This window comes from Flavobacterium sp. LPB0248 (genome assembly GCF_013388355.1).
Taxonomy (GTDB): domain Bacteria; phylum Bacteroidota; class Bacteroidia; order Flavobacteriales; family Flavobacteriaceae; genus Flavobacterium.
The window spans coordinates 2,317,667-2,336,231 of sequence record NZ_CP058246.1 but is presented as its reverse complement, the minus strand read 5'-3'; the positions used below and the strand labels follow the sequence as shown (position 1 = coordinate 2,336,231).

Here is an 18,565-nt window from a genome sequence, read left to right as displayed (position 1 = left end):
AAAAAAATGGTCTACAAGCTTATTCGTATTTTAGATACTTTAATACATCTATTCTAGTTACCTGAAATGCTTTTGTTAAAACAATCACTAAAGTTAGGAACAAAAGTGAAATCAGGGCAATTAAAAACGGAATGGTCGATATTCCAATTCTAAAAGCGAAATCCTCAAGCCATTTCTGTAATAATATATAAGCAGGAACAATTCCGATTGCAAATCCTATAAAACAGAAAACAATATATTGTTTCGATAATTCTTTTAAGAGTATATCTGTTTCAGCTCCTAATGTTTTTCGAATGGCGATTTCTTTCAATCTTCTCTCCATCGAAAATGATGCCAAAGCAAACAATCCGAACACAGCAATTATAATTACAACCAAATTTAGAATAAAAAATAGGTTTTTTTGCTTCACTTGTTGCTCATAAGTCTTTGCAAATCCTTTGTTAACAAATTCGTAATCAAACGGATAGTCTGGGTTTACATTTTTCTCCCAATATAATTTCAATTTATCTAACGTTTCTGTTAAATTATTTGGAGAAACCTTTACAAGCACACTACCAAAGTTATTCCATTTTAAAGTTTTAAGATTTATAAAAACCATTGGTGGAACTTTATTTTGTAATCCCGTCAAATTGAAATCTTTCACTACTCCAACAATTTTAAACTTTAAATTGTCACCATTGTTGATGCTCCATCCCGAAGTTACAACGGTATTAATCGGATCTTTCAAGTTTAACATTTTAACCAACGTTTCATTCATAAGCATACCGCTTATAGTATCTGAAGCGTATTGAGGAGATAAATCGCGACCTTTAACTATTTTTATTTTCATCATATCTAGGAAACCAAAATCCATTTCAATGTTTTTTGGCTGTACGAAAATCCCATTGTGCTTAAATCCTGAACTTGAACCTGAATTACCTCCAAAAGCTCCTGCAAATGTAGTAACATCAACAACGCCCGGAATTTTTTTAATTTCTTGTTTTGAAACTAAATAATCATCAGTTCTTTTGAGTCTGTCTACAGTATTATAAGGAATAGAAATGACTTGATCGCCACTAAAGCCTAAATCTTTCTCCATCATATATTTTACCTGAGAATTAACAATTAGCGCTCCAATGATGAAAAATGCTGCAATTCCGAATTGAAAAATAAGCATCGAATTACGAATCCAGATACCACTTTTGCTGCGAGAGAAATTGCCTTTTAAAACTTTTAGAGTTTCAAAGTTTGAGATATAAATGGCAGGGAAAATACCCGCAAGAACAATAACTAATCCAAAAATAAAAATGAGCTGCAGGTAGAATTCACTGCCATTCATAGTCAGTGTTTTGTTTAAAAAATTGTTGTAATACGGTAATGAAAGTTCTACAATTGCCAAAGCAAACAAAATAGATAATGTTACAATTATTGCGGTTTCAAAAATAAACTGAATAATAATCTGGTTTTTTGAAGCGCCTACAATTTTGCGTACTCCAACTTCCTTTGCACGTTTTATGGCCGATGCTGTTGCTAAATTGATGTAGTTAACCAATGATAAAACTAAAATCAAAACAGACAAGCCCGCCATAATGTAAAGCAATTTTAAATTTCCTACACCTTCAGGATAATTTTGTCCGGCAGAACTTTTTGTTCCGTGTAATCGAGATGTTTTTAATTGATCTAAAATGACTTTTATTTCACCGTTTTCTTTTACGTACTGAGCCACAGTCATACCGCTTTCTTTGGCATCTTTTACAGTTCTATTTACAAAATAAACATTTTGCATTTTCTTTAAAACAGTAGAAATATCTGCATTTTTCTTTGTTTTAATAAGCAAACCATAATTAAAATTTCCCCATGCATCTAGGTCACCTTCTCTCTTTACATCACTAAAAACAAAAGAAGGTTCTACAGATGACGGCCTAATAATGCGGTATACCGATTTTATCGTATAGTTTTTATTGCCATAAGAAATAGATTTTCCAATAGGATCTTCATTTTTAAAGATTAACAATGCCTGTTCTTCAGAAATTGCAACACTATTCTTTTCTTTTAAAATATTGCTTTTCGCACCTTTAATAATTTCAAAAGGGAAAAAATCAAAGAAATTTTCATCACTAGAAAGGATGTCTTTTGTCATCAGTTTTTGATCCTGATATTTGATTATGTCTTCATCGTACCAAGTATGAAAGAAGCAAACCTTTTCTATTTCGGAAATAGAAGCTTTACACGTCTCGCCAAACGGAATAGAATTGGAGCCCCACGTATCTCCATTACTAAGTTTATTAAGAACCATATAAGTATTCTCCTTTTCAGGATTCCATTGATCGTAAGAATGCTCATTGTTCCAATATAAAATGGCAAAAATTACGCCTGCAATACCGATGCTTAGACCTAAAACATTTAAAAACGAAAACAGTTTGCTTTGCTTTAAATGATATATAAATATTTTAAACCAGTTAAAAATCATTTTGAAGTATATTTTTTATAGTTGATATGGTTGTTTTTGGATAACCTTTCGGTTTTAAATCATAGTAAATATTTTGCACACCAGTTCTACCAAAACTACAAGTGCAGTAACAATAATTTTAATCATCACTTTTTTATTTAGCGTCCATAAAAACATCAACATTTCGTTGATTTAACTTTTCAGAAAATATAACTCCGTCTTTCATGTGAATAGTTCTTTGCGAAAAAGAAGCATCATAATCAGAGTGGGTAACCATCAAAATAGTAGCGCCTTTAGCATGTAAATCGGTTAAAAGTTCCATTACTTCATTACCGTTTTTACTGTCTAAGTTTCCTGTTGGCTCATCGGCCAAAATAATTTTAGGGTCATTTACCAAAGCTCTTGCAACCGCAACCCTTTGTTGCTGTCCTCCAGAAAGCTGTTGTGGGAAATGTTTCAAACGGTGCGAAATGTTTAGCTTTTCGGCAATCGCCTCAATTTTCTGTTTTCTTTCAGAAGCTTTTACATTGTTGTAAAGCAATGGCAATTCGATATTATCGTAAACAGAAAGCTCATCGATTAAGTTGAAATTCTGAAAAATAAAACCAATGTTTTCTTTACGTACTTGTGCTCTTCCTTTTTCTTTTAGACCAATCATTTCCTGATCTAATAATTTGTAGCTTCCGCCATCTGCACTGTCCAAAAGCCCGATTATATTTAATAAAGTCGATTTTCCACAGCCCGAAGGTCCCATGATAGTTAAAAAATCTCCTTTTTTTATTTCTACGTTGATACCGCTTAAAGCAGCAGTTTCTATTTCTTCTGTTCTAAAAACTTTGGTTAAATTCTGAATTGTGATCATAATTTTTAAGGTTTTGAAATGTTATTAAATACGTTTTTTGATTGATGATTGAAATTATGTTTTTGTTTATTTTGTTTCAAGTTTAAGGTTTCAAGTTGGTTGCAGCGTTAACGTGAAACCTTAAACTTGAAACAAAATAAACTATTCTTTATTTAGAGAAAGCTCTTCAATATCTTTGTAATCGGTGTAAGAAGAAGTAACTACAGATTCGCCTTCTTTTAAACCTTCTAAAACTTCATAATACGAAGGATTTTCACGCCCTAATTTGATGTTTCTTCTTATCGCTTTGTTTCCGTTTACAACAAAAATCCATTTTCCTGCTGCTTCTTGGTTAAAGGCTCCTCTCGGAATTACCAAAGTTCTATTCTTTTCAGACAAAATCAGTTTTACGCCAAAACTAAGTCCGTCCTGCAGGACAATATTTTCTTTGCTTACAAAAGCAAGTTCTACAGTAAATCTTCCACCTTTAACCTCAGGAATTACTTTGGTCACGACAACTTCAAGATTCTTGCCTTTAAATTCTACTTGCCCTTTTAAGCCTTCTCTAAGTTTTTCCAGATAAAATTCATCTACTTCGGCAATAAGTTTATATCCTTTGTTAGAATCAATTCTTCCAATGCTTGCGCCTGCTTGAAAAGTTTTTCCTAAAACAGGTTCAAAAGACGTTAATCGTCCTGTTTCTGGAGCTGTAATTAAGAAGTTCTTTTTGTTGTTTCTAAGAATATCCAAACTTTTCTCCATAGTCTGGATCGAACGGTTTATTTGAGAAATCTGAACCTGATTGCTTTGCTTTTCTTTTTGAATACTCTGCTGAATTGTTCTTTTACGTTCTTCCTGAAAACGAAGGCTTTCTTTAAAAGTATTCCAGTCATTTTTAGAAATTACATCTTTCTCATACAGCTTCGCATTCATATCATATAGTCTCTTAGCGTCGTTATAATCATGCTCAATCAAAACTAAATCTTTGTTTAAGTTTAGTTCTTGATTTCTAATGTTTAATTTTCCTGTATTCAAATTGTTGATCTGCTCAATAATAGCAGTTTCCTGAGTCAAATAATTCAACTCTGTATTTGGGTTGTACAAACGAGCCAGTGATTGTCCTTTGGTAACCATTGCGCCATTTTCTACAAAGATTTCTTTTACAGAACCTCCCTCGGTAACATTCACAAGCATAACATTCAAAGGTTCTACTTTTGCTTGAAAAACTACAAAATCTTCAAAAAAGGCTTTTTCTGCTTTTTGAATTACCAATTCGTCGGCTTTTACATTTAAAGTTCTTTTCGTATTAAATGCGAAAACGCTAATGGTTAGCAAAACTAAAAAAACAGCAATTGCTATTGCGAGATATCTAAATTTTTTACTTTTACGAGGAATTATCGTGTCCATTTTTTAAATTATTTTACTGATAATCAATAGGTAAATACTGTGCCATAAAATTTATTATTTGTAAAGTATTGATTTTAAAGAGGCTCTAAAAAACACTTCGAAAAAGTAGTGTCCGATAATGAACAGTTGACCGTTCGGAAGCGGACAGAAAAAAGACCACATGAGAAAAAAACTAGCCCAAATATTAGTTGTTGACGATCAGGAAGAAATTCTTTTTTCTGCAAAAATGATTCTTAAAAAACATTTCGAGACCATTTTTACAACTAATAGTCCAAAAAAAATCATTTCAATCTTAAGTGAAAATGACATTAATGTGGTGTTGTTGGATATGAATTACCGAATTGGTTTTGAAGATGGGCGAGAAGGAATTCATTGGTTGAAGGAAATTAAAACGCTTTCTCCGCAGACAGTCGTTATTTTAATGACCGCTTTTGGTAAAATCGAAACTGCTGTAGAAGGTATTAAAATTGGGGCTTTTGATTATGTGCTAAAGCCGTGGAACAACGAAAAGCTGTTAGAAGTTATTGATAAAGCAGTCACTGAAAGCAGAAAAAACAGCAAAAAAACAACTTCAGAAAAAGCAGAGAAGACCGAAAAGAAATATTTTGTTGGTACTTCGGCTAAAATAAAACAGGCGTATTCTATTGCCGAAAAAGTGGCTAGAACAGATGCCAATGTTTTGATTTTGGGCGAAAACGGAACAGGAAAATATGTTTTTGCCGAATATATTCATCAGCATTCAGAAAGAAAAAATCAGCCTTTTGTGCATGTAGATTTAGGTTCGCTAAGCGATAATCTGTTTGAAAGCGAACTTTTTGGTTACGCCAAAGGTGCTTTTACCGATGCTAAAATTGATACTCCAGGACGTTTTGAAAATGCATCGAACGGGACTATTTTCTTAGATGAAATTGGAAATATCCCGCTTCATCTTCAAGCTAAATTATTGCATGTTTTACAGACTAAAACCGTAACGCGTTTAGGCGAAAGTAAACCAAGACCGCTAAATGTTCGTGTTATTGCCGCAACAAACAGTGATATTAAAACCGAAGTAAAAAATAAAACATTCCGTGAAGATTTGCTGTACCGAATCAATACAATGGAGATCAATCTTCCGTCTTTACGCGAAAGAAAAGACGATATTGTGCCAATGGCAAATTTCATTCTAGAACAGATTGCAGAAAAATACAATCAGGAAAATTGGTGTTTTGAAGATAATGTTGCATCTTATCTGGAAAAATATCCGTGGAAAGGGAATGTGCGTGAAATGGAAAACAAAATAGAACGCGCTTTGATTTTGGCTGAAAACAATACCATTTCGGTAATGGATTTGGATATTTTGGACTTTGAAGAGATTCAGGAAAATGATGAAAATCCACTATCGGAAATGGAGAAAGGCGCAATCGAAAAAGCACTTTTCAAGCACAACGGAAACATCAGTAAAACTGCCGAAGAATTAGGTTTGTCGCGCGCTGCTTTGTACAGAAGAATAGAGAAATACGATTTGAAGAATTAGAGAAAATGAGTAGCGTCCAGCTTTAGCTGGATGTTAATTTTGAAATAAGATTGGGGCTTTAGCCAAGCTTACGCGTTTTGGCTAAAGCCTATTTCTGTAAATAATATATCTCTCCAGCTAAAGCTGGAGGCAATTCAAAAAAATAATGAAGAACTGGAAATTTTATAATGCCTTGTTCGTGAGGGTTCTATTTGTAATGGTGCTCTTCCTTGCCAGTGCATTATTGTTCTATAAAGGATTTCAATACAACGCTTTATTGGTTGGTGTTTTTGTTTTGATTTTCCTATTCGAAATGTATTTTTTCGTCAAAAACCAATTGCTGTTTTATGACAAAACGATAAACTCGATTCTGCACGACGACTTTTCTACCCATTTTCCAGAAGAACATAAAATAGGCAACTTCAATAGTTTGTATCTTTTGTATGATACTTTAAAAGTTCAGAAACAAGAGCAGATATCCAAAGAATTAATCTACCGTTCGATTTTGAACAGTATCGATACCGCCGCTTTAATTTTAGAAAAAGAAAATGAGGATTGGTCCATTTTTATAATGAATGACTGTTTTTCTAATCTTTTTAAAGTCCCAAAAGTAAGTCATTGGAAATACCTAAAAAACTATCTTCCGAGTTTGTGTGGCGAAATTGAAAAGGTTGGTTTTACCGAATTAAAAACCGCTATTTCAATCAAAATTGAAGATCAGGATTTGCAGACTTTTATGTTGCAGACTTCATATACGCAAACCTACGATAAAGAGTATTTTATTATTTTATTAGACAGTATTCAGCGGGTTATTGAGAAGAAAGAAAAAGAAGCGTGGATTAATTTAATGAAGATTATTTCGCATGAATTAATGAATTCTCTAACGCCAATTCGTGCGCTTTCGCAGAATCTGCTTCATATTGTAGATCAGGAAGAATTGGAAGAAGACGATTTTGAAGACATCAAAAGCAGTATTTCGACAATCATAAATAGAAGCGATCATCTGCAGTTTTTTGTGGAGAATTACCGTAAACTAGCAATGTTGCCTACGCCAAATAAACAAATGACGCCAATTAATGCTTTGTTTGAAGATTGCCTTCGAATAATGAGTCCGATTTTGAAAGAGGAAGGAATAGAATTAGTGAATGAAATACACAGTTCCCGTTCTATTATGATTGATAAAAATCAGATGGAGCAGGTAATTATCAATTTGATTACCAATAGTATTCATGCATTAAAAGAAAAAACAGAAAAGAAATTGATAATTTCCAGTTATACTGAAAATAATCGCTTTTTCATTGTGATTTCAGACAACGGAAAAGGAGTAGACGCAGAGATTCGAGATAAAGTTTTCTTGCCATTTTTTACCACCAGAAAAGATGGAGCAGGAATTGGATTAACGCTTTCTAAAAACATTATAGAAGCTCATGGAGGTTATCTAAGCTATCAAACTGATGAAGATAAAACGAGTTTTGTGATTTGCTTGATTTAGGAGATTTGCCACAAAGACGCTACGTCGCAAAGTTTTTTTGTTCCCGCAGATTTTGCAGATTTTGCAGATTTTCTTTTTTATTCAAACCGTAGAATCTGCTGAATCTGCGAAATCTGCGAGAGAAAAATAAAAATATAAATTCTTTCTTCTAAAATAAACTTATATCACTTATATGGTGAAAATGATTTTTACGATTCAACTTCCGGTTTCCAGAAATGCTTTTCAAAATCTACAATCTGATTGTTGACCACTTTTATCCCTTCATTTTCTAATAGTTGCTGCATTAAATTGGTTCCGTCAAAATGATGTTTTCCTGTTAGAAGACCTTTTTGGTTTACAACTCTATGCGCAGGAACATCATCCATATTATGACAGGCGTTCATTGCCCAACCGACCATTCGTGCAGAACGTGCTGTGCCCAATGCTTTTGCAATTGCACCATAAGAAGTAACTTTTCCAAACGGAATTTGTCTGGCGATTACATAAACTCTTTCAAAAAAATTCTCTTCTGCCATTTTAAAATATTTATACCATTAAGATATGAAGTTAATAAAGATAAAAACTTAATTTTTCTTAATCTCTTAATGGTTAATTTTATTTATCCGAAGTAGTAATTCAGGATATTAAAAAGTGCTGCTACAGCGACTAATCCAGTTATGGTTCCGATAATGGTATTCATGTTTCGCATGAAGTAATCGGTTTTCTTTTCTATTCTTCCAAAGAAGGCAATATAGCTATACAAAATTGCAAAAGCTCCAAGAACCGAGCCTAATACAAAGGTTAAAATAATTGTATTTTCGAATACAAAAAGATGATACGAAGCAAGCGTTACACTTATTACAACATAATAAGGAATAGGAAAGAAGTTTAGTCCAGAAAGTAGCATTCCGAGGAAGAAACTGCTTTTTTTGCTGGTTTTCTTTAGTTTCGTTTTTTTCTTTGCTATTGGATCTTTCGCAAAAAAGAAAAAATAAATGGTTAAAATCGAAAAAATGACAAAACCAGCTTCGCGCAATAATATTACAACATCTGGACGATTGTCTATCACACGAGCAAACAATACAGCAATGTAAGCCTGAAAAAAAATAATTAAAACCGCACCAATTACAAATGACAGAGCATTCTTTTTCCCTTCTTTCATTTTTATTTTGGCAGCCGTCATATTGAGCAATCCAGGCGGAATAGTTCCAATGGCAGCGGCAATAAAACCTGAAATTAGGGGAGTAAGGTAGATCATTTAGTTATTAAATCGGTTAGATAAAGGCTTCAAAATTAAAGTTAGTCTTTAATTTTGAAACGAATATACGTAATTGCCTTATTAATTTCTAAATATTGTTTTTCGTAAAAAGTCTGGATAGAAGTCACAACTTCTGGGCTTCCTTCGTTTTTATATACGTTATGATTCGCGTATAAAACTTCGTGACCTTCTCCGTGAAGCAATCCAAGAGTATAACCGTGCATAAATTCGCTATCGGTTTTAAGATTTACAACACCGTCTTTTTTCAGGATTTTTTTGTACAATTTCAAGAACTCAGAATTCGTCATTCTGTGTTTCGTTCTTTTGTATTTGATCTGCGGATCTGGGAAAGTAATCCAGATTTCGTCTACTTCGCCTTCAGCAAAAATATGATTGATTAATTCGATTTGAGTACGAACAAAAGCAACATTATGAAGTCCGTCTTCTACAGCAGTTTTAGCACCACGCCAGAAACGAGCGCCTTTAATATCAATTCCGATAAAATTTTTGTCTGGGTATTTTTCAGCTAATCCAACAGAATATTCTCCCTTTCCGCATCCTAACTCTAAAACTAATGGATTATCATTTTTAAAGAAATCAGAATTCCATTTTCCTTTTAAAGGCATTAAATCGCCTACAACTTCTTCTCTGGTTGGTTGAAAAACGTTTTGAAATGTTTCGTTCTCTCTGAATCTTTTTAGTTTATTTTTACTTCCCACTTTTACAAAAATTTTCGGCAAAATTAAGGAATATAAACGAATGAAACGGCGTAAGTCGGTTTAAATGTTTTTTTCAGCCACGAATTCACGAATTATTTTAAAAATAAAATTTGTGAATTCGTGGCGAAAAAAAATTATCCATAATGAGGTTCAGTAATTGGCTGCGCTTTTGGATCAAGAGATTCATCGTGCTGAGATAAATCCAATCCGATGTGTTCTGATTCTTCTGAAACTCTTAGTGGAATAATGAAATTGGTTACTTTAAATAAGAAATAAGCGCCGAAGAAAGTAAAGATCGAAACTAGAACCAATGCCATCATGTGATGTCCAAAAACATTCCATCCGCCGTGAAGTAAACTTGCATCTTCGCCGTGAGCGAAAATAGCAGTTAAGATCATTCCCATAATTCCGCCGACACCGTGACAAGCAAAAACGTCAAGTGTATCATCGAACTTTTTAGAGTATTTACAATTTACAGCCGTGTTAGAAACCAACGCTGTAATGAAACCGAAGAACATACTTTCTGGGACCGAAACAAATCCTGCAGCTGGTGTAATCGCGACAAGGCCAACAACAGCACCAATACAGGCGCCTAGAGCAGAAACTTTTCTTCCGTTCATTCTGTCAAAGAAAATCCAAGTTAGCATCGCTGCGGCAGACGATGTTGTAGTTGTAGCAAAAGCCATGGCAGCAGTTCCGTTGGCTGCAAGAGCAGATCCAGCATTGAATCCGAACCAGCCGAACCAAAGCATTCCCGTTCCTAATAATACAAACGGAATATTGGTTGGAATATGCTGACTGTTTTTTCTTTTTCCTAAAACAATAACTCCAGCCAAAGCCGCAAAACCAGAACTCATGTGCACCACAGTTCCTCCTGCAAAATCTTTAACTCCAAAATAACTTCCTAAAACACCTGTTGGGTACCAAACCGCATGACATAAAGGAGCATATATAAAAATGGTAAATAAACTAATGAAAACTAAATAAGAGATAAAACGAACGCGTTCTGCAAATGAACCCGTAATAATTGCAGGGCAAATGATGGCAAATTTCATCTGAAACAAAGCAAAAAGCATAAACGGAATCGTATTGGCCAATTGTTTATGAGGCAGAACGCCAACATAATCCATAAAAGCAAAAGTAGTTGGATTTCCGAAAAAGCTATAAAAATGATCTCCAGAACCAAAACCAACCGGTTCTCCAAAAGCCAAACTAAACGCCACAACAACCCATAAAAGCGTAACTACGCCCAGACAGATAAAACTTTGAAGCATGGTCGAAATAACGTTTTTCTTTCCAACCATTCCACCATAAAAGAAAGACAATCCAGGTGTCATGATTAAAACCAGACAGCTCGAAGTTAGCATCCAAGCAACATCGGCAGGAACGATATGATCTGTAGTTCCAAATTCTGATAAAACATAATTATTTTCTGTAACTGTTGGCCAAAATGCCCCTATCGTACATACGACGCTAATCATAATAAAGGAAATAATCCAGCGTTTTTCTATTTTCATTTTTAAAATACTTTGTTTAACCCTATTTTTTTTGGGGTCAAAGTTAGAAAAAAATAAAGATTACTGTTTTGAAGGCTGTAAAAATAGAGGTGTGGGTTTTATTTTGGTGAAATTTGTAAAATACAGGTTCTTTTTTTGACAGTATCTTATTCTAAAGTTACAAAAAAGCACTGTTTTTGCCGAATTAATTAAAAATAATCGGCGAACAGTGCTTCTAAAGTGCTCAAAAAGTTACGTTTATAATAAGAAAACCGTAAAATGTTTTATTTTTTCTGAAGTTTTGCAATCAAAGCGTCTTCAATTGGTGCTTTTATTTTGGTTACGGCATCAACTTCATCATTCGGAATTGTCATTGACAGTACATAATGCTGAATTTTCCATTCGTTCCCCACTTTTATTAAAACTCCAGAACCGCGGCAGATTTTCATTTGCGTATCTAATAATTCATCAAACCAAGCAATTTTTCCTGATTTATCAAAAAAGATATGACGTTCTAAAGCTTTAAAATTCCATGTAGTTCCTTTGTCAAAAAATGGTTTTGCCCAAACAGAAAATTCTTTTTTGGTCCAATTTTCGGTTGCATCAGTTCCGATGTAAATTGCATCATCGGCCAATGTATTAAAATAAGCATCAAATTTTACTTCGGCAGCCGCTTTATGCCAAGCATCTAATGTGTGATTGATTTTGGTTTTGTCTGTTTGCGCATTGGCAAAAGAAGCAACAAACAAAAGGAGTAAAAGTGTTTTTTTCATGAGATATAGTATTTGAGTTTAAAGGTATAATTTTTTTTGAACCATATAAGTGATATAAGGAAATGGAAGTTTTTAAGCTCCTACTTGCATAATAAAAGTACTGTTTGTCATCCTGAGGAACGAAGGATCACACTAGAAACTCCGGAAAGAGATTCGCTAATCTTTGTAGATCTCCGTGTGTGATCCTTCGTTCCTCAGGATGACATAAAATCAAAACAATTTAAAATCTTGTGTTTAATTATCATTAACATTCTTCATGTCACTTAATCTCTCAAAAAACTACTATATTTGATTCTCAATAAAAATACCCCAGTCATGAAGGCAAAAATACTTCTAAGCTCAATAGCTGTTACTTCTTTACTTTTTGTTTCTTGTAAAAAGGAATTAGAACCGCAAGAAAGTACAGCAACCTCAGAATTAGTAAGATTAGGACTTGCAAAAGATACAACAAAACCCGCAGCGCCAGTAGCGCAAACTCCTGCTGCAAACCCAAATACAGTTTTAAGCGATACGAAAGGAATTAATCCTGCCCACGGACAGCCGGGACACCGTTGCGATATTGCGGTTGGAGCGCCTTTAAATTCTGCACCGACACAGCAAGTGCAGGCAACTCAGGGACAAACCGTTCAGGTAAATCCGAATCAGCAGAAAATGGTGACGACTACAACAACTACACCTGTTAAAGTGGCAAAAGGAATGAATCCGCCACACGGACAGCCAGGACATAGATGCGATATTGCGGTTGGAGCGCCTTTAAATTCGCCTAAAGCAACAACGACAGCAGCAGCTTCAAACCCAGCTCAAAGCGGAACGGTTACACAAAACTTTACGGTTTCGCCGCCAGCATCAAACGCAGTTCCAGCATTATTAAGCACAGAAGGTACTGAAGCTACGGTAGCAGATGGAATGAATCCGCCACACGGAAAACCAGGTCACCGTTGCGATATTGCAGTTGGCGCACCGTTGCCTAAATAAAGTAAACCATATAAGTGATATAAGTAATTTAAGATTTTTACTTACTACGATCCATAAAAAAAGCGAAGCCGTAAAGTACTACTTTACGGCTTCGTTGCTTTGTGATGTAAACTTAAAATGAACTTATATCACTTATATGTTTAAAAAAAATTAATGTTCTTTTATCTTCTCGAAAGTGCTCGTCAATGTTTTTTTAGCTTTGGCCAATGCACCGCTAAAGGCTTTTTCTAGAGTGTCTGCGTGTTCTGTAACCGTAATTGGCTGTAGTTTTACAGGACGAACTTCAATCACACATTTTTTGTCATGCAAGCTGAATTTTTCTCCATTTTCATCTCCAAAATGAATTTCTACGCGAGTAATTTTATCTTGAAAACGGTCTAAGCTTTTTTCTACTTCTCCAGAAAAATAACTTTCTAATCTTGCACTTCCTTCAATGTTTTTGTCGGTGTTGATTTGTACTTTCATAACAAATAAAATTTAATGATTCATTCTCAAACTTATCGATTTTAAAGATAAAAGACAAGTAGGTTAAGGAAATATTATGAAATTTTAAATTGATTTATTTTTCAATTTTGTAATTTCGATTTGGAGAAAATATACTTATAGTATTTTATTTTTAAAATAAAGAAAAAACTTACAATATATTGTTTTGTTTCGTATGTTTGTAATTCTAAACTTTCAGAATATGAACAAGACAAAACTTCTGCCCGCATGGCATGCTGGCGGTATTGGAAACAACCGCAACGCTCTGAAAGGCGTAGAGCAGCTAACCCATGCGGGTTTTATACTCTCTAAACTTTCAGACTTATGAGTACCAAAACCCTTTCCAAAGAAACCGAATTAAGGTTGACTGAATTCTTCAACAATTCAATTGATTCCAAAAGTATGGCAAAAACGATTAGGCAAGTAAATTTCCTAATTGCGTTAAACGCAATACGAGAAGATGGATTTATGAAAACCGAAACCGTAAATATTGAAGATGGTTTCTTTTGGTTAAATGAATTAGCCGAAATTCTTGATCCTTATTTGGTGATTGAGTAAGAAATGAGAAAAAGCCACTTGGGAAAGTGGCTTTTTTATGAATCTTATTTGTTGATCATTAAATGTAAAGAATAAATTATTAAGTAAGTTTTGTCATTCCGAGGAACGAGGAATCACACTAGTATTTCCGCAAAGTAATTCTCCAATCTTTGTCGAGTTTCGAGTGCGATTCCTCGTTCCTCGGAATGACAAAAAAATGTGAAATCACTCAAAGCAATGAAATCATCCCTTATCCTTCTTCCCCCACTTAACCTTCATTTTTCCTTCATTATCATAAGCAATCAAATGCAGGACAATACCACGTTCGCGAACGGCTTTTCGTTCTTCTTTGGTGGCGAGTTTGGCGTCGTTTTTAGAGTTTCTTAGCGGAATGGTGAGGGCGAGATTGGTGCCTCGGCCAAAAGAGTAAATTCCGACAACGTCAAAGTTTAAGACGCTCGAACTTATGGTAAGTTTATTGACATCGACTTGTTCTCCACGCAGATTAAGCGAACCAGACAAATCGCTAAAAGTGATATTCTCTACATCGCGAAACGGAAAAGCAAATTTGCCGACTTTCATAATCGGTTCAAAATTGAGTAATGCACCTTGATTGACATTAAAATCTAGTTTTCCTTTCATCGAATTCACAATCAGATCGCCTTTACTGTTCATTAAACCCGCAACATTGGCATTGCTGCTTAATCGGCCACGAATATTTTTTGGACTGAAAGATTTGATTCCGAAATTATTAAAAGACCTTAAAAAACTCGCAATATCAACTCGGTTTACCTGCGCATTTGAAGTAAAAACATATTGGTTGCCACTTGGTTGTACAGAACCGCTAAACGTTATGCTTCCGCCAGAAGTCTGCAATGTTCCGTTTTTAAGCAAAATCTTCGAATCTAGCATCTGGATTGTGGCCAGAGTATTGGTTGCAGTAAGCGATCCGTAAGTGATTTTATCGGCTTTGAGGTTAATTACAGCAGCACATTTTTCTATTACAGATCGTAACTGATTTGTAAAATTGACATTCTTTTTTACTGGTTTTTTCTCTGTCACTTTTTGTTTCGGAGAATTTTCTAAAACACCTATAAACTGTTTTACATCAATATTTGGACAGTAAATATTCCAGTTTACCACCATTTTTTCGGGTGCATCGTAATAGAGATTTAAGAAATTATCGATTTTTCCATCAATGCGGATAATGTTCTTTTTGTGTTTGTAGGCTATTTTTTTAATGTAAAGCGCTTCTTGTGTAAAAGACAATTGTACAGCCGTTTTTTCAGCATGAATCTTTTTCGGAATATAATCGAATGTAGCATCAGCAATATCAACATCTCCTGTGAATTTTGGTTTATTGATGTACAAATCGACAATGTCAAACTGAAACTTCAAATTGGCTTTGGCATGACCGCTTTCAAAATGAAGTATTTTCTCGTTCATCATTCCGTTGAGTTTCGAAATGTCAAAATCAGAATTTACAACTCCTGTGACAATTGGTTTTTCGAGATTATTGATAACTGCTTGTGCAATTGTCAGCGGAATACTTGCGTATTCGGCTTTAAAATTGGTTAAAATAATAGCCGAGTTCGGATCGCTGGATTCCTTTTCGGGTTTAAAAGTGTTAGTAAAAATTCCTTTGAAACTGCAATTGGTAAACAAACCATCTGGAATACTCACTTCGTTATCGCGAATGTCTGCCTGAACTACAATTTTTGGATCGCCTTCTACATTCAAATCGCCTTTAATGTCGCAATTTACCTTAATTGGTTTTTTGATGTCAAACTGATTGAGTTTCGAACTAATGTTTGCCGATAATAAATTGGAAGCATTTCGCCATAAAATATCCGTTCCGATATTGATTCCGAAAAGCGAATTGTTTTTTCCGATATTAAAATAAGCGACAATATCAAAAACGTCAGAACCAATTTTAAGTCCTTTGGTTTTAATATCTATTTTCTGATTGGCTTCGGCATACGAAATATCAAAATTGCCTTCTAGAACTTTTTCCTTAGCAAAACTTCCGTGAACGGTATTAAAGGCAAGACTATTAATTTTGGTTTTCAAATACAGATTGGTTTGCCAGTTGTTGTCGCCATAATTTACTTTAGATTCTAAACTTGCCACATCAAAATCAAACAATTTATGACCTAGATGATTGTCAATAATAACATGAACATCGTTGAGGTTTACTTCGTCAATTGTCGTTTCGGGTTTCTCTTTTTCGGTTTGTGTTTTCTTCTTTTTCGGTTTAAAAATATTGACATTAGAATAACCGTTTTCGGCTTTATAAATATATATATCAGCGTCGTTGATTAAGATTTTATGAATGTTGATTTCGTGCTGCAACAAACTCAAAATGTTCAAACGTGCTTCGATTTCTTTTGCTCTCAGCAAAGTATGTTTGTGGCTCTGCCATTGATTGTCTTTTATTTCGACATCATTTAACGCCAATGTAAAATTGGGGAAACCAGTTAGAAACTTATAATGAAAATCTCTAATATGAAATTTGCCATTTATATTTTCGTTGATTTTGGTATTGACTTTAGCAATAATTTCGGCTTTATTTCGATTGAAGTATATAGACAAACCTCCGCAGGCAAGTAAAAGAATGGCAATTAAACCCAAGATAAAATATCCAAAACGTTTGGCGTATTTTTTAAAAGAATCAGATTGCAGAAAGGATTTGGTTTTGGATAAAGCTTCTTTCATAGTAGCCGAATTTTGAATGTATTAAAGATACTACAAAAAACATTAACTTTTTATTGGTTTGATTTTCAGGTAAATAAATTGTAATTTTAAAGTTATCTAGCTTATAATTAATGATAATACATTTATAACGAAAACTAATTTAGTAATGGTGTTTGATTTATTTTAAATTTTTAAATTTGTACTGTAGTTTGAAAGTTAATATTTCAGACCTAATTTTAATCTTAATATATTATGGCATTAGCAATAACAGATGCTACTTTTGATGAAGTAGTTTTAAAATCAGATAAACCAGTAATGGTAGATTTTTGGGCAGCATGGTGTGGTCCTTGTAGAATGGTTGGTCCAATCATTGACCAATTAAGCGAAGAGTACGCTGGTAAAGTAGTTGTTGGTAAAGTAGATGTAGATGCTAACCAAGAATTTGCTGCAAAATATGGTGTGCGTAACATACCAACCGTTTTGGTGTTTCATAACGGTGAAGTAGTAGGAAAACAAGTAGGAGTAGCTCCGAAACAAACCTACGCAGATAGTTTAGACGCTTTATTGTAATCTTAGATTGCAATTTATATAAAAGAGGTTTGACGAAAGTCAAACCTTTTTTATTTTATTTTTTTGCCACGAATTCACGAATTCGCGCTAATTTAATTCCTTCCAAAAACGTATATAGCCGTTCTGATAATTTCACAAATTTAATTCGTGAATTCGTGGCAGAAAACCTTTGTTCGAAAATTAATTAGTGGCTGTGAGTTTCGCTGTTTTCATGACCCAAAACCGTAATCATATAAGGCGTGCTAGAAACCTTAGTCTTTTTGATTGCCGATGTAGAAAGGTTTACTTGTATTAATTCTCCAGTTGATGGAGAAGTAATATAAGCAAAACGATCTGTAACTGCCATTTGAGGTTTTAATGTCGCGTCTGTAGCTGTTTCTGAAGTTGCTTTAACTTCTTTTGCAACTTGTAAACTGCTGATATCATAAAGTTTAAACTCTCCAGAATGCAATAAAACAGCCAGTTTTTTACGATCGTAACTCGTTTTGCATTGCATAATAGTTGTATTCTGAATAATTGGTTTTACAGTATTAGCTACAACATCAATTAAATAAGCGCCTTTTGCAGCCGTGTAGCCAATGAATTTTCCAGCCGAAACCGTTTCTAAAATACTTCCAAACCAAGCTGTTCCAAAATCTGCTGGATGATCAATTAGTTTTTGGTTTCCGTTGCCTTCTACAACCAAAATTCCGCTTGACGAACCAAAAACGGCATAAACACCGTCTGAAGCATTTCCGTGAATTCCTTTTGTCGCAATTTTTGCATCAAAAACTGTTTTTCCGGTATTGTCGATGATTTTCACTTTTTCTGGAAGCGTTCCTGTAACCGAATTATCTTTCTCAGTAATGGCATAAGTTCCGTTTGTAAAAGTCGCCATGGCACCGTGATGTGCCAATAAACCTGCATTTATTGTTTTGAAAGTTGAACCAGCTTTATTTACATCAGCTTCTTTACCAAAAGAAAGCGTTCCATCTCCGTCGTTAAAAGTTAGGATTTCTCCAATTTTACTTTTAAAATGCGTTGGTTTTAATGCGCTTGTCGCTAAAACTCCAAATTTCGGAACATCATCAACATCAATGTGATCGCCGTGTAATTCCAATCCGCTGTCGAAAGTTTCTACGAAATTATTGTCTCTGTGAACAATTCCTGCAAAACGTCCAGATTCTGTTGTGTACAAAGAGGCTTTAGCAAATTTTGCCGTAAAAGAACTTGTTTTATTTTCATGCGGATCAAAAAGGGTTAACTCCGTAGTTTTTTCGTCAGAAAGTAAAACTCGAACAAATGTATGTTCTTCCGAAGTGTCGTGATCATGATCGTGATCGTCGTGGTTGTCATCGTCGTTGCTACACGAAACCGCAAAAAGCGATAAAGCGAATAAAAATAGTAGTTTGTAAAACTTGTTTTTCATTGTAATAAAGGAT

The 18,565-nt window shown here is 34.3% G+C and carries 16 protein-coding genes; 5 read left to right on the top strand and 11 right to left on the bottom strand.

Annotated features, from left to right (window positions below):
* Positions 1-19 precede the first annotated feature (19 nt).
* From LPB248_RS09655 to LPB248_RS09645, 3 genes are all read right to left on the bottom strand, one after another.
* The gene (locus LPB248_RS09655; RefSeq protein WP_177211243.1) at positions 20-2,449 is read right to left on the bottom strand and encodes an ABC transporter permease; all 2,430 of its coding nucleotides are present in this window, start codon (positions 2,447-2,449) and stop codon (positions 20-22) included.
* Between the two features lie 133 nt (positions 2,450-2,582).
* Complete coding sequence (locus LPB248_RS09650) at positions 2,583-3,290, bottom strand: ABC transporter ATP-binding protein (RefSeq protein WP_111376033.1); 708 nt, start codon at positions 3,288-3,290, stop codon at positions 2,583-2,585.
* Between the two features lie 141 nt (positions 3,291-3,431).
* Complete coding sequence (locus tag LPB248_RS09645) at positions 3,432-4,676, bottom strand: efflux RND transporter periplasmic adaptor subunit (protein WP_111425965.1); 1,245 nt, start codon at positions 4,674-4,676, stop codon at positions 3,432-3,434.
* Between the two features lie 160 nt (positions 4,677-4,836).
* Between LPB248_RS09645 and LPB248_RS09640 the strand changes: the two genes are divergently transcribed.
* Both LPB248_RS09640 and LPB248_RS09635 read left to right on the top strand, forming a co-directional pair.
* Positions 4,837-6,189, top strand: coding sequence for a sigma-54-dependent transcriptional regulator (locus LPB248_RS09640; protein WP_177211242.1), 1,353 nt, complete (start codon positions 4,837-4,839; stop codon positions 6,187-6,189).
* A gap of 145 nt (positions 6,190-6,334) precedes the next feature.
* Entirely contained in the window at positions 6,335-7,660 is a 1,326-nt protein-coding gene (locus LPB248_RS09635; protein ID WP_177211241.1) for a sensor histidine kinase, read from the top strand.
* Positions 7,661-7,848: 188 nt separating this feature from the next.
* Here LPB248_RS09635 and LPB248_RS09630 read toward each other — a convergent pair whose 3' ends face one another.
* The 5 genes from LPB248_RS09630 to LPB248_RS09610 all read right to left on the bottom strand — a co-directional run bounded on the left by LPB248_RS09630 (position 7,849) and on the right by LPB248_RS09610 (position 11,885).
* The gene (locus LPB248_RS09630) at positions 7,849-8,175 is read right to left on the bottom strand and encodes an MGMT family protein (protein WP_111286436.1); all 327 of its coding nucleotides are present in this window, start codon (positions 8,173-8,175) and stop codon (positions 7,849-7,851) included.
* Between the two features lie 83 nt (positions 8,176-8,258).
* Complete coding sequence (locus LPB248_RS09625; RefSeq protein WP_177211240.1) at positions 8,259-8,897, bottom strand: lysine transporter LysE; 639 nt, start codon at positions 8,895-8,897, stop codon at positions 8,259-8,261.
* 41 nt (positions 8,898-8,938) lie between these two features.
* Positions 8,939-9,616 (bottom strand): tRNA (guanosine(46)-N7)-methyltransferase TrmB, encoded by a 678-nt coding sequence (gene trmB / locus LPB248_RS09620; RefSeq protein WP_144215838.1) that lies wholly within the window; start codon positions 9,614-9,616, stop codon positions 8,939-8,941.
* Positions 9,617-9,750: 134 nt separating this feature from the next.
* Entirely contained in the window at positions 9,751-11,133 is a 1,383-nt protein-coding gene (locus tag LPB248_RS09615) for an ammonium transporter (protein ID WP_177211239.1), read from the bottom strand.
* Between the two features lie 263 nt (positions 11,134-11,396).
* Entirely contained in the window at positions 11,397-11,885 is a 489-nt protein-coding gene (locus LPB248_RS09610) for a nuclear transport factor 2 family protein (RefSeq protein WP_177211238.1), read from the bottom strand.
* Positions 11,886-12,200: 315 nt separating this feature from the next.
* Here LPB248_RS09610 and LPB248_RS09605 point away from each other — a divergent pair, with 315 nt between their 5' ends.
* Entirely contained in the window at positions 12,201-12,860 is a 660-nt protein-coding gene (locus LPB248_RS09605) for a hypothetical protein (protein WP_177211237.1), read from the top strand.
* A gap of 150 nt (positions 12,861-13,010) precedes the next feature.
* Here the strand turns inward: LPB248_RS09605 and LPB248_RS09600 are convergent, their stop codons facing one another.
* On the bottom strand, positions 13,011-13,325 hold the full coding sequence (locus LPB248_RS09600) for an HPF/RaiA family ribosome-associated protein (protein WP_111425972.1): 315 nt from the start codon (positions 13,323-13,325) through the stop codon (positions 13,011-13,013).
* A 342-nt stretch (positions 13,326-13,667) separates the two neighbouring features.
* On the opposite strand from LPB248_RS09600, the gene LPB248_RS09595 reads away from it, so the two are divergent.
* Positions 13,668-13,901, top strand: a complete 234-nt coding sequence (locus LPB248_RS09595) for a hypothetical protein (RefSeq protein ID WP_177211236.1) — start codon at positions 13,668-13,670, stop codon at positions 13,899-13,901.
* A 222-nt stretch (positions 13,902-14,123) separates the two neighbouring features.
* On the opposite strand, the gene LPB248_RS09590 is transcribed toward LPB248_RS09595, so the two are convergent.
* Positions 14,124-16,595, bottom strand: a complete 2,472-nt coding sequence (locus LPB248_RS09590) for an AsmA-like C-terminal region-containing protein (RefSeq protein ID WP_177211235.1) — start codon at positions 16,593-16,595, stop codon at positions 14,124-14,126.
* Positions 16,596-16,826: 231 nt separating this feature from the next.
* On the opposite strand from LPB248_RS09590, the gene trxA reads away from it, so the two are divergent.
* Entirely contained in the window at positions 16,827-17,144 is a 318-nt protein-coding gene (gene trxA, locus LPB248_RS09585) for a thioredoxin (protein WP_068844792.1), read from the top strand.
* Positions 17,145-17,328: 184 nt separating this feature from the next.
* Here trxA and LPB248_RS09580 read toward each other — a convergent pair whose 3' ends face one another.
* Positions 17,329-18,552 (bottom strand): hypothetical protein, encoded by a 1,224-nt coding sequence (locus LPB248_RS09580; protein ID WP_177211234.1) that lies wholly within the window; start codon positions 18,550-18,552, stop codon positions 17,329-17,331.
* Between the last annotated feature and the right edge of the window lie 13 nt (positions 18,553-18,565).

What these genes read in the sequence shown, in the direction of transcription:
- LPB248_RS09655 (WP_177211243.1), bottom strand. Translation starts at nt 2,449, where the DNA reads ATGATTTTTAACTGGTTTAAAATATTTATATATCATTTAAAGCAAAGC.
- LPB248_RS09650 (WP_111376033.1), bottom strand. Translation starts at nt 3,290, where the DNA reads ATGATCACAATTCAGAATTTAACCAAAGTTTTTAGAACAGAAGAAATA.
- LPB248_RS09645 (WP_111425965.1), bottom strand. Translation starts at nt 4,676, where the DNA reads ATGGACACGATAATTCCTCGTAAAAGTAAAAAATTTAGATATCTCGCA.
- LPB248_RS09640 (WP_177211242.1), top strand. Translation starts at nt 4,837, where the DNA reads ATGAGAAAAAAACTAGCCCAAATATTAGTTGTTGACGATCAGGAAGAA.
- LPB248_RS09635 (WP_177211241.1), top strand. Translation starts at nt 6,335, where the DNA reads ATGAAGAACTGGAAATTTTATAATGCCTTGTTCGTGAGGGTTCTATTT.
- LPB248_RS09630 (WP_111286436.1), bottom strand. Translation starts at nt 8,175, where the DNA reads ATGGCAGAAGAGAATTTTTTTGAAAGAGTTTATGTAATCGCCAGACAA.
- LPB248_RS09625 (WP_177211240.1), bottom strand. Translation starts at nt 8,897, where the DNA reads ATGATCTACCTTACTCCCCTAATTTCAGGTTTTATTGCCGCTGCCATT.
- LPB248_RS09615 (WP_177211239.1), bottom strand. Translation starts at nt 11,133, where the DNA reads ATGAAAATAGAAAAACGCTGGATTATTTCCTTTATTATGATTAGCGTC.
- LPB248_RS09610 (WP_177211238.1), bottom strand. Translation starts at nt 11,885, where the DNA reads ATGAAAAAAACACTTTTACTCCTTTTGTTTGTTGCTTCTTTTGCCAAT.
- LPB248_RS09605 (WP_177211237.1), top strand. Translation starts at nt 12,201, where the DNA reads ATGAAGGCAAAAATACTTCTAAGCTCAATAGCTGTTACTTCTTTACTT.
- LPB248_RS09600 (WP_111425972.1), bottom strand. Translation starts at nt 13,325, where the DNA reads ATGAAAGTACAAATCAACACCGACAAAAACATTGAAGGAAGTGCAAGA.
- LPB248_RS09595 (WP_177211236.1), top strand. Translation starts at nt 13,668, where the DNA reads ATGAGTACCAAAACCCTTTCCAAAGAAACCGAATTAAGGTTGACTGAA.
- LPB248_RS09590 (WP_177211235.1), bottom strand. Translation starts at nt 16,595, where the DNA reads ATGAAAGAAGCTTTATCCAAAACCAAATCCTTTCTGCAATCTGATTCT.
- trxA (WP_068844792.1), top strand. Translation starts at nt 16,827, where the DNA reads ATGGCATTAGCAATAACAGATGCTACTTTTGATGAAGTAGTTTTAAAA.
- LPB248_RS09580 (WP_177211234.1), bottom strand. Translation starts at nt 18,552, where the DNA reads ATGAAAAACAAGTTTTACAAACTACTATTTTTATTCGCTTTATCGCTT.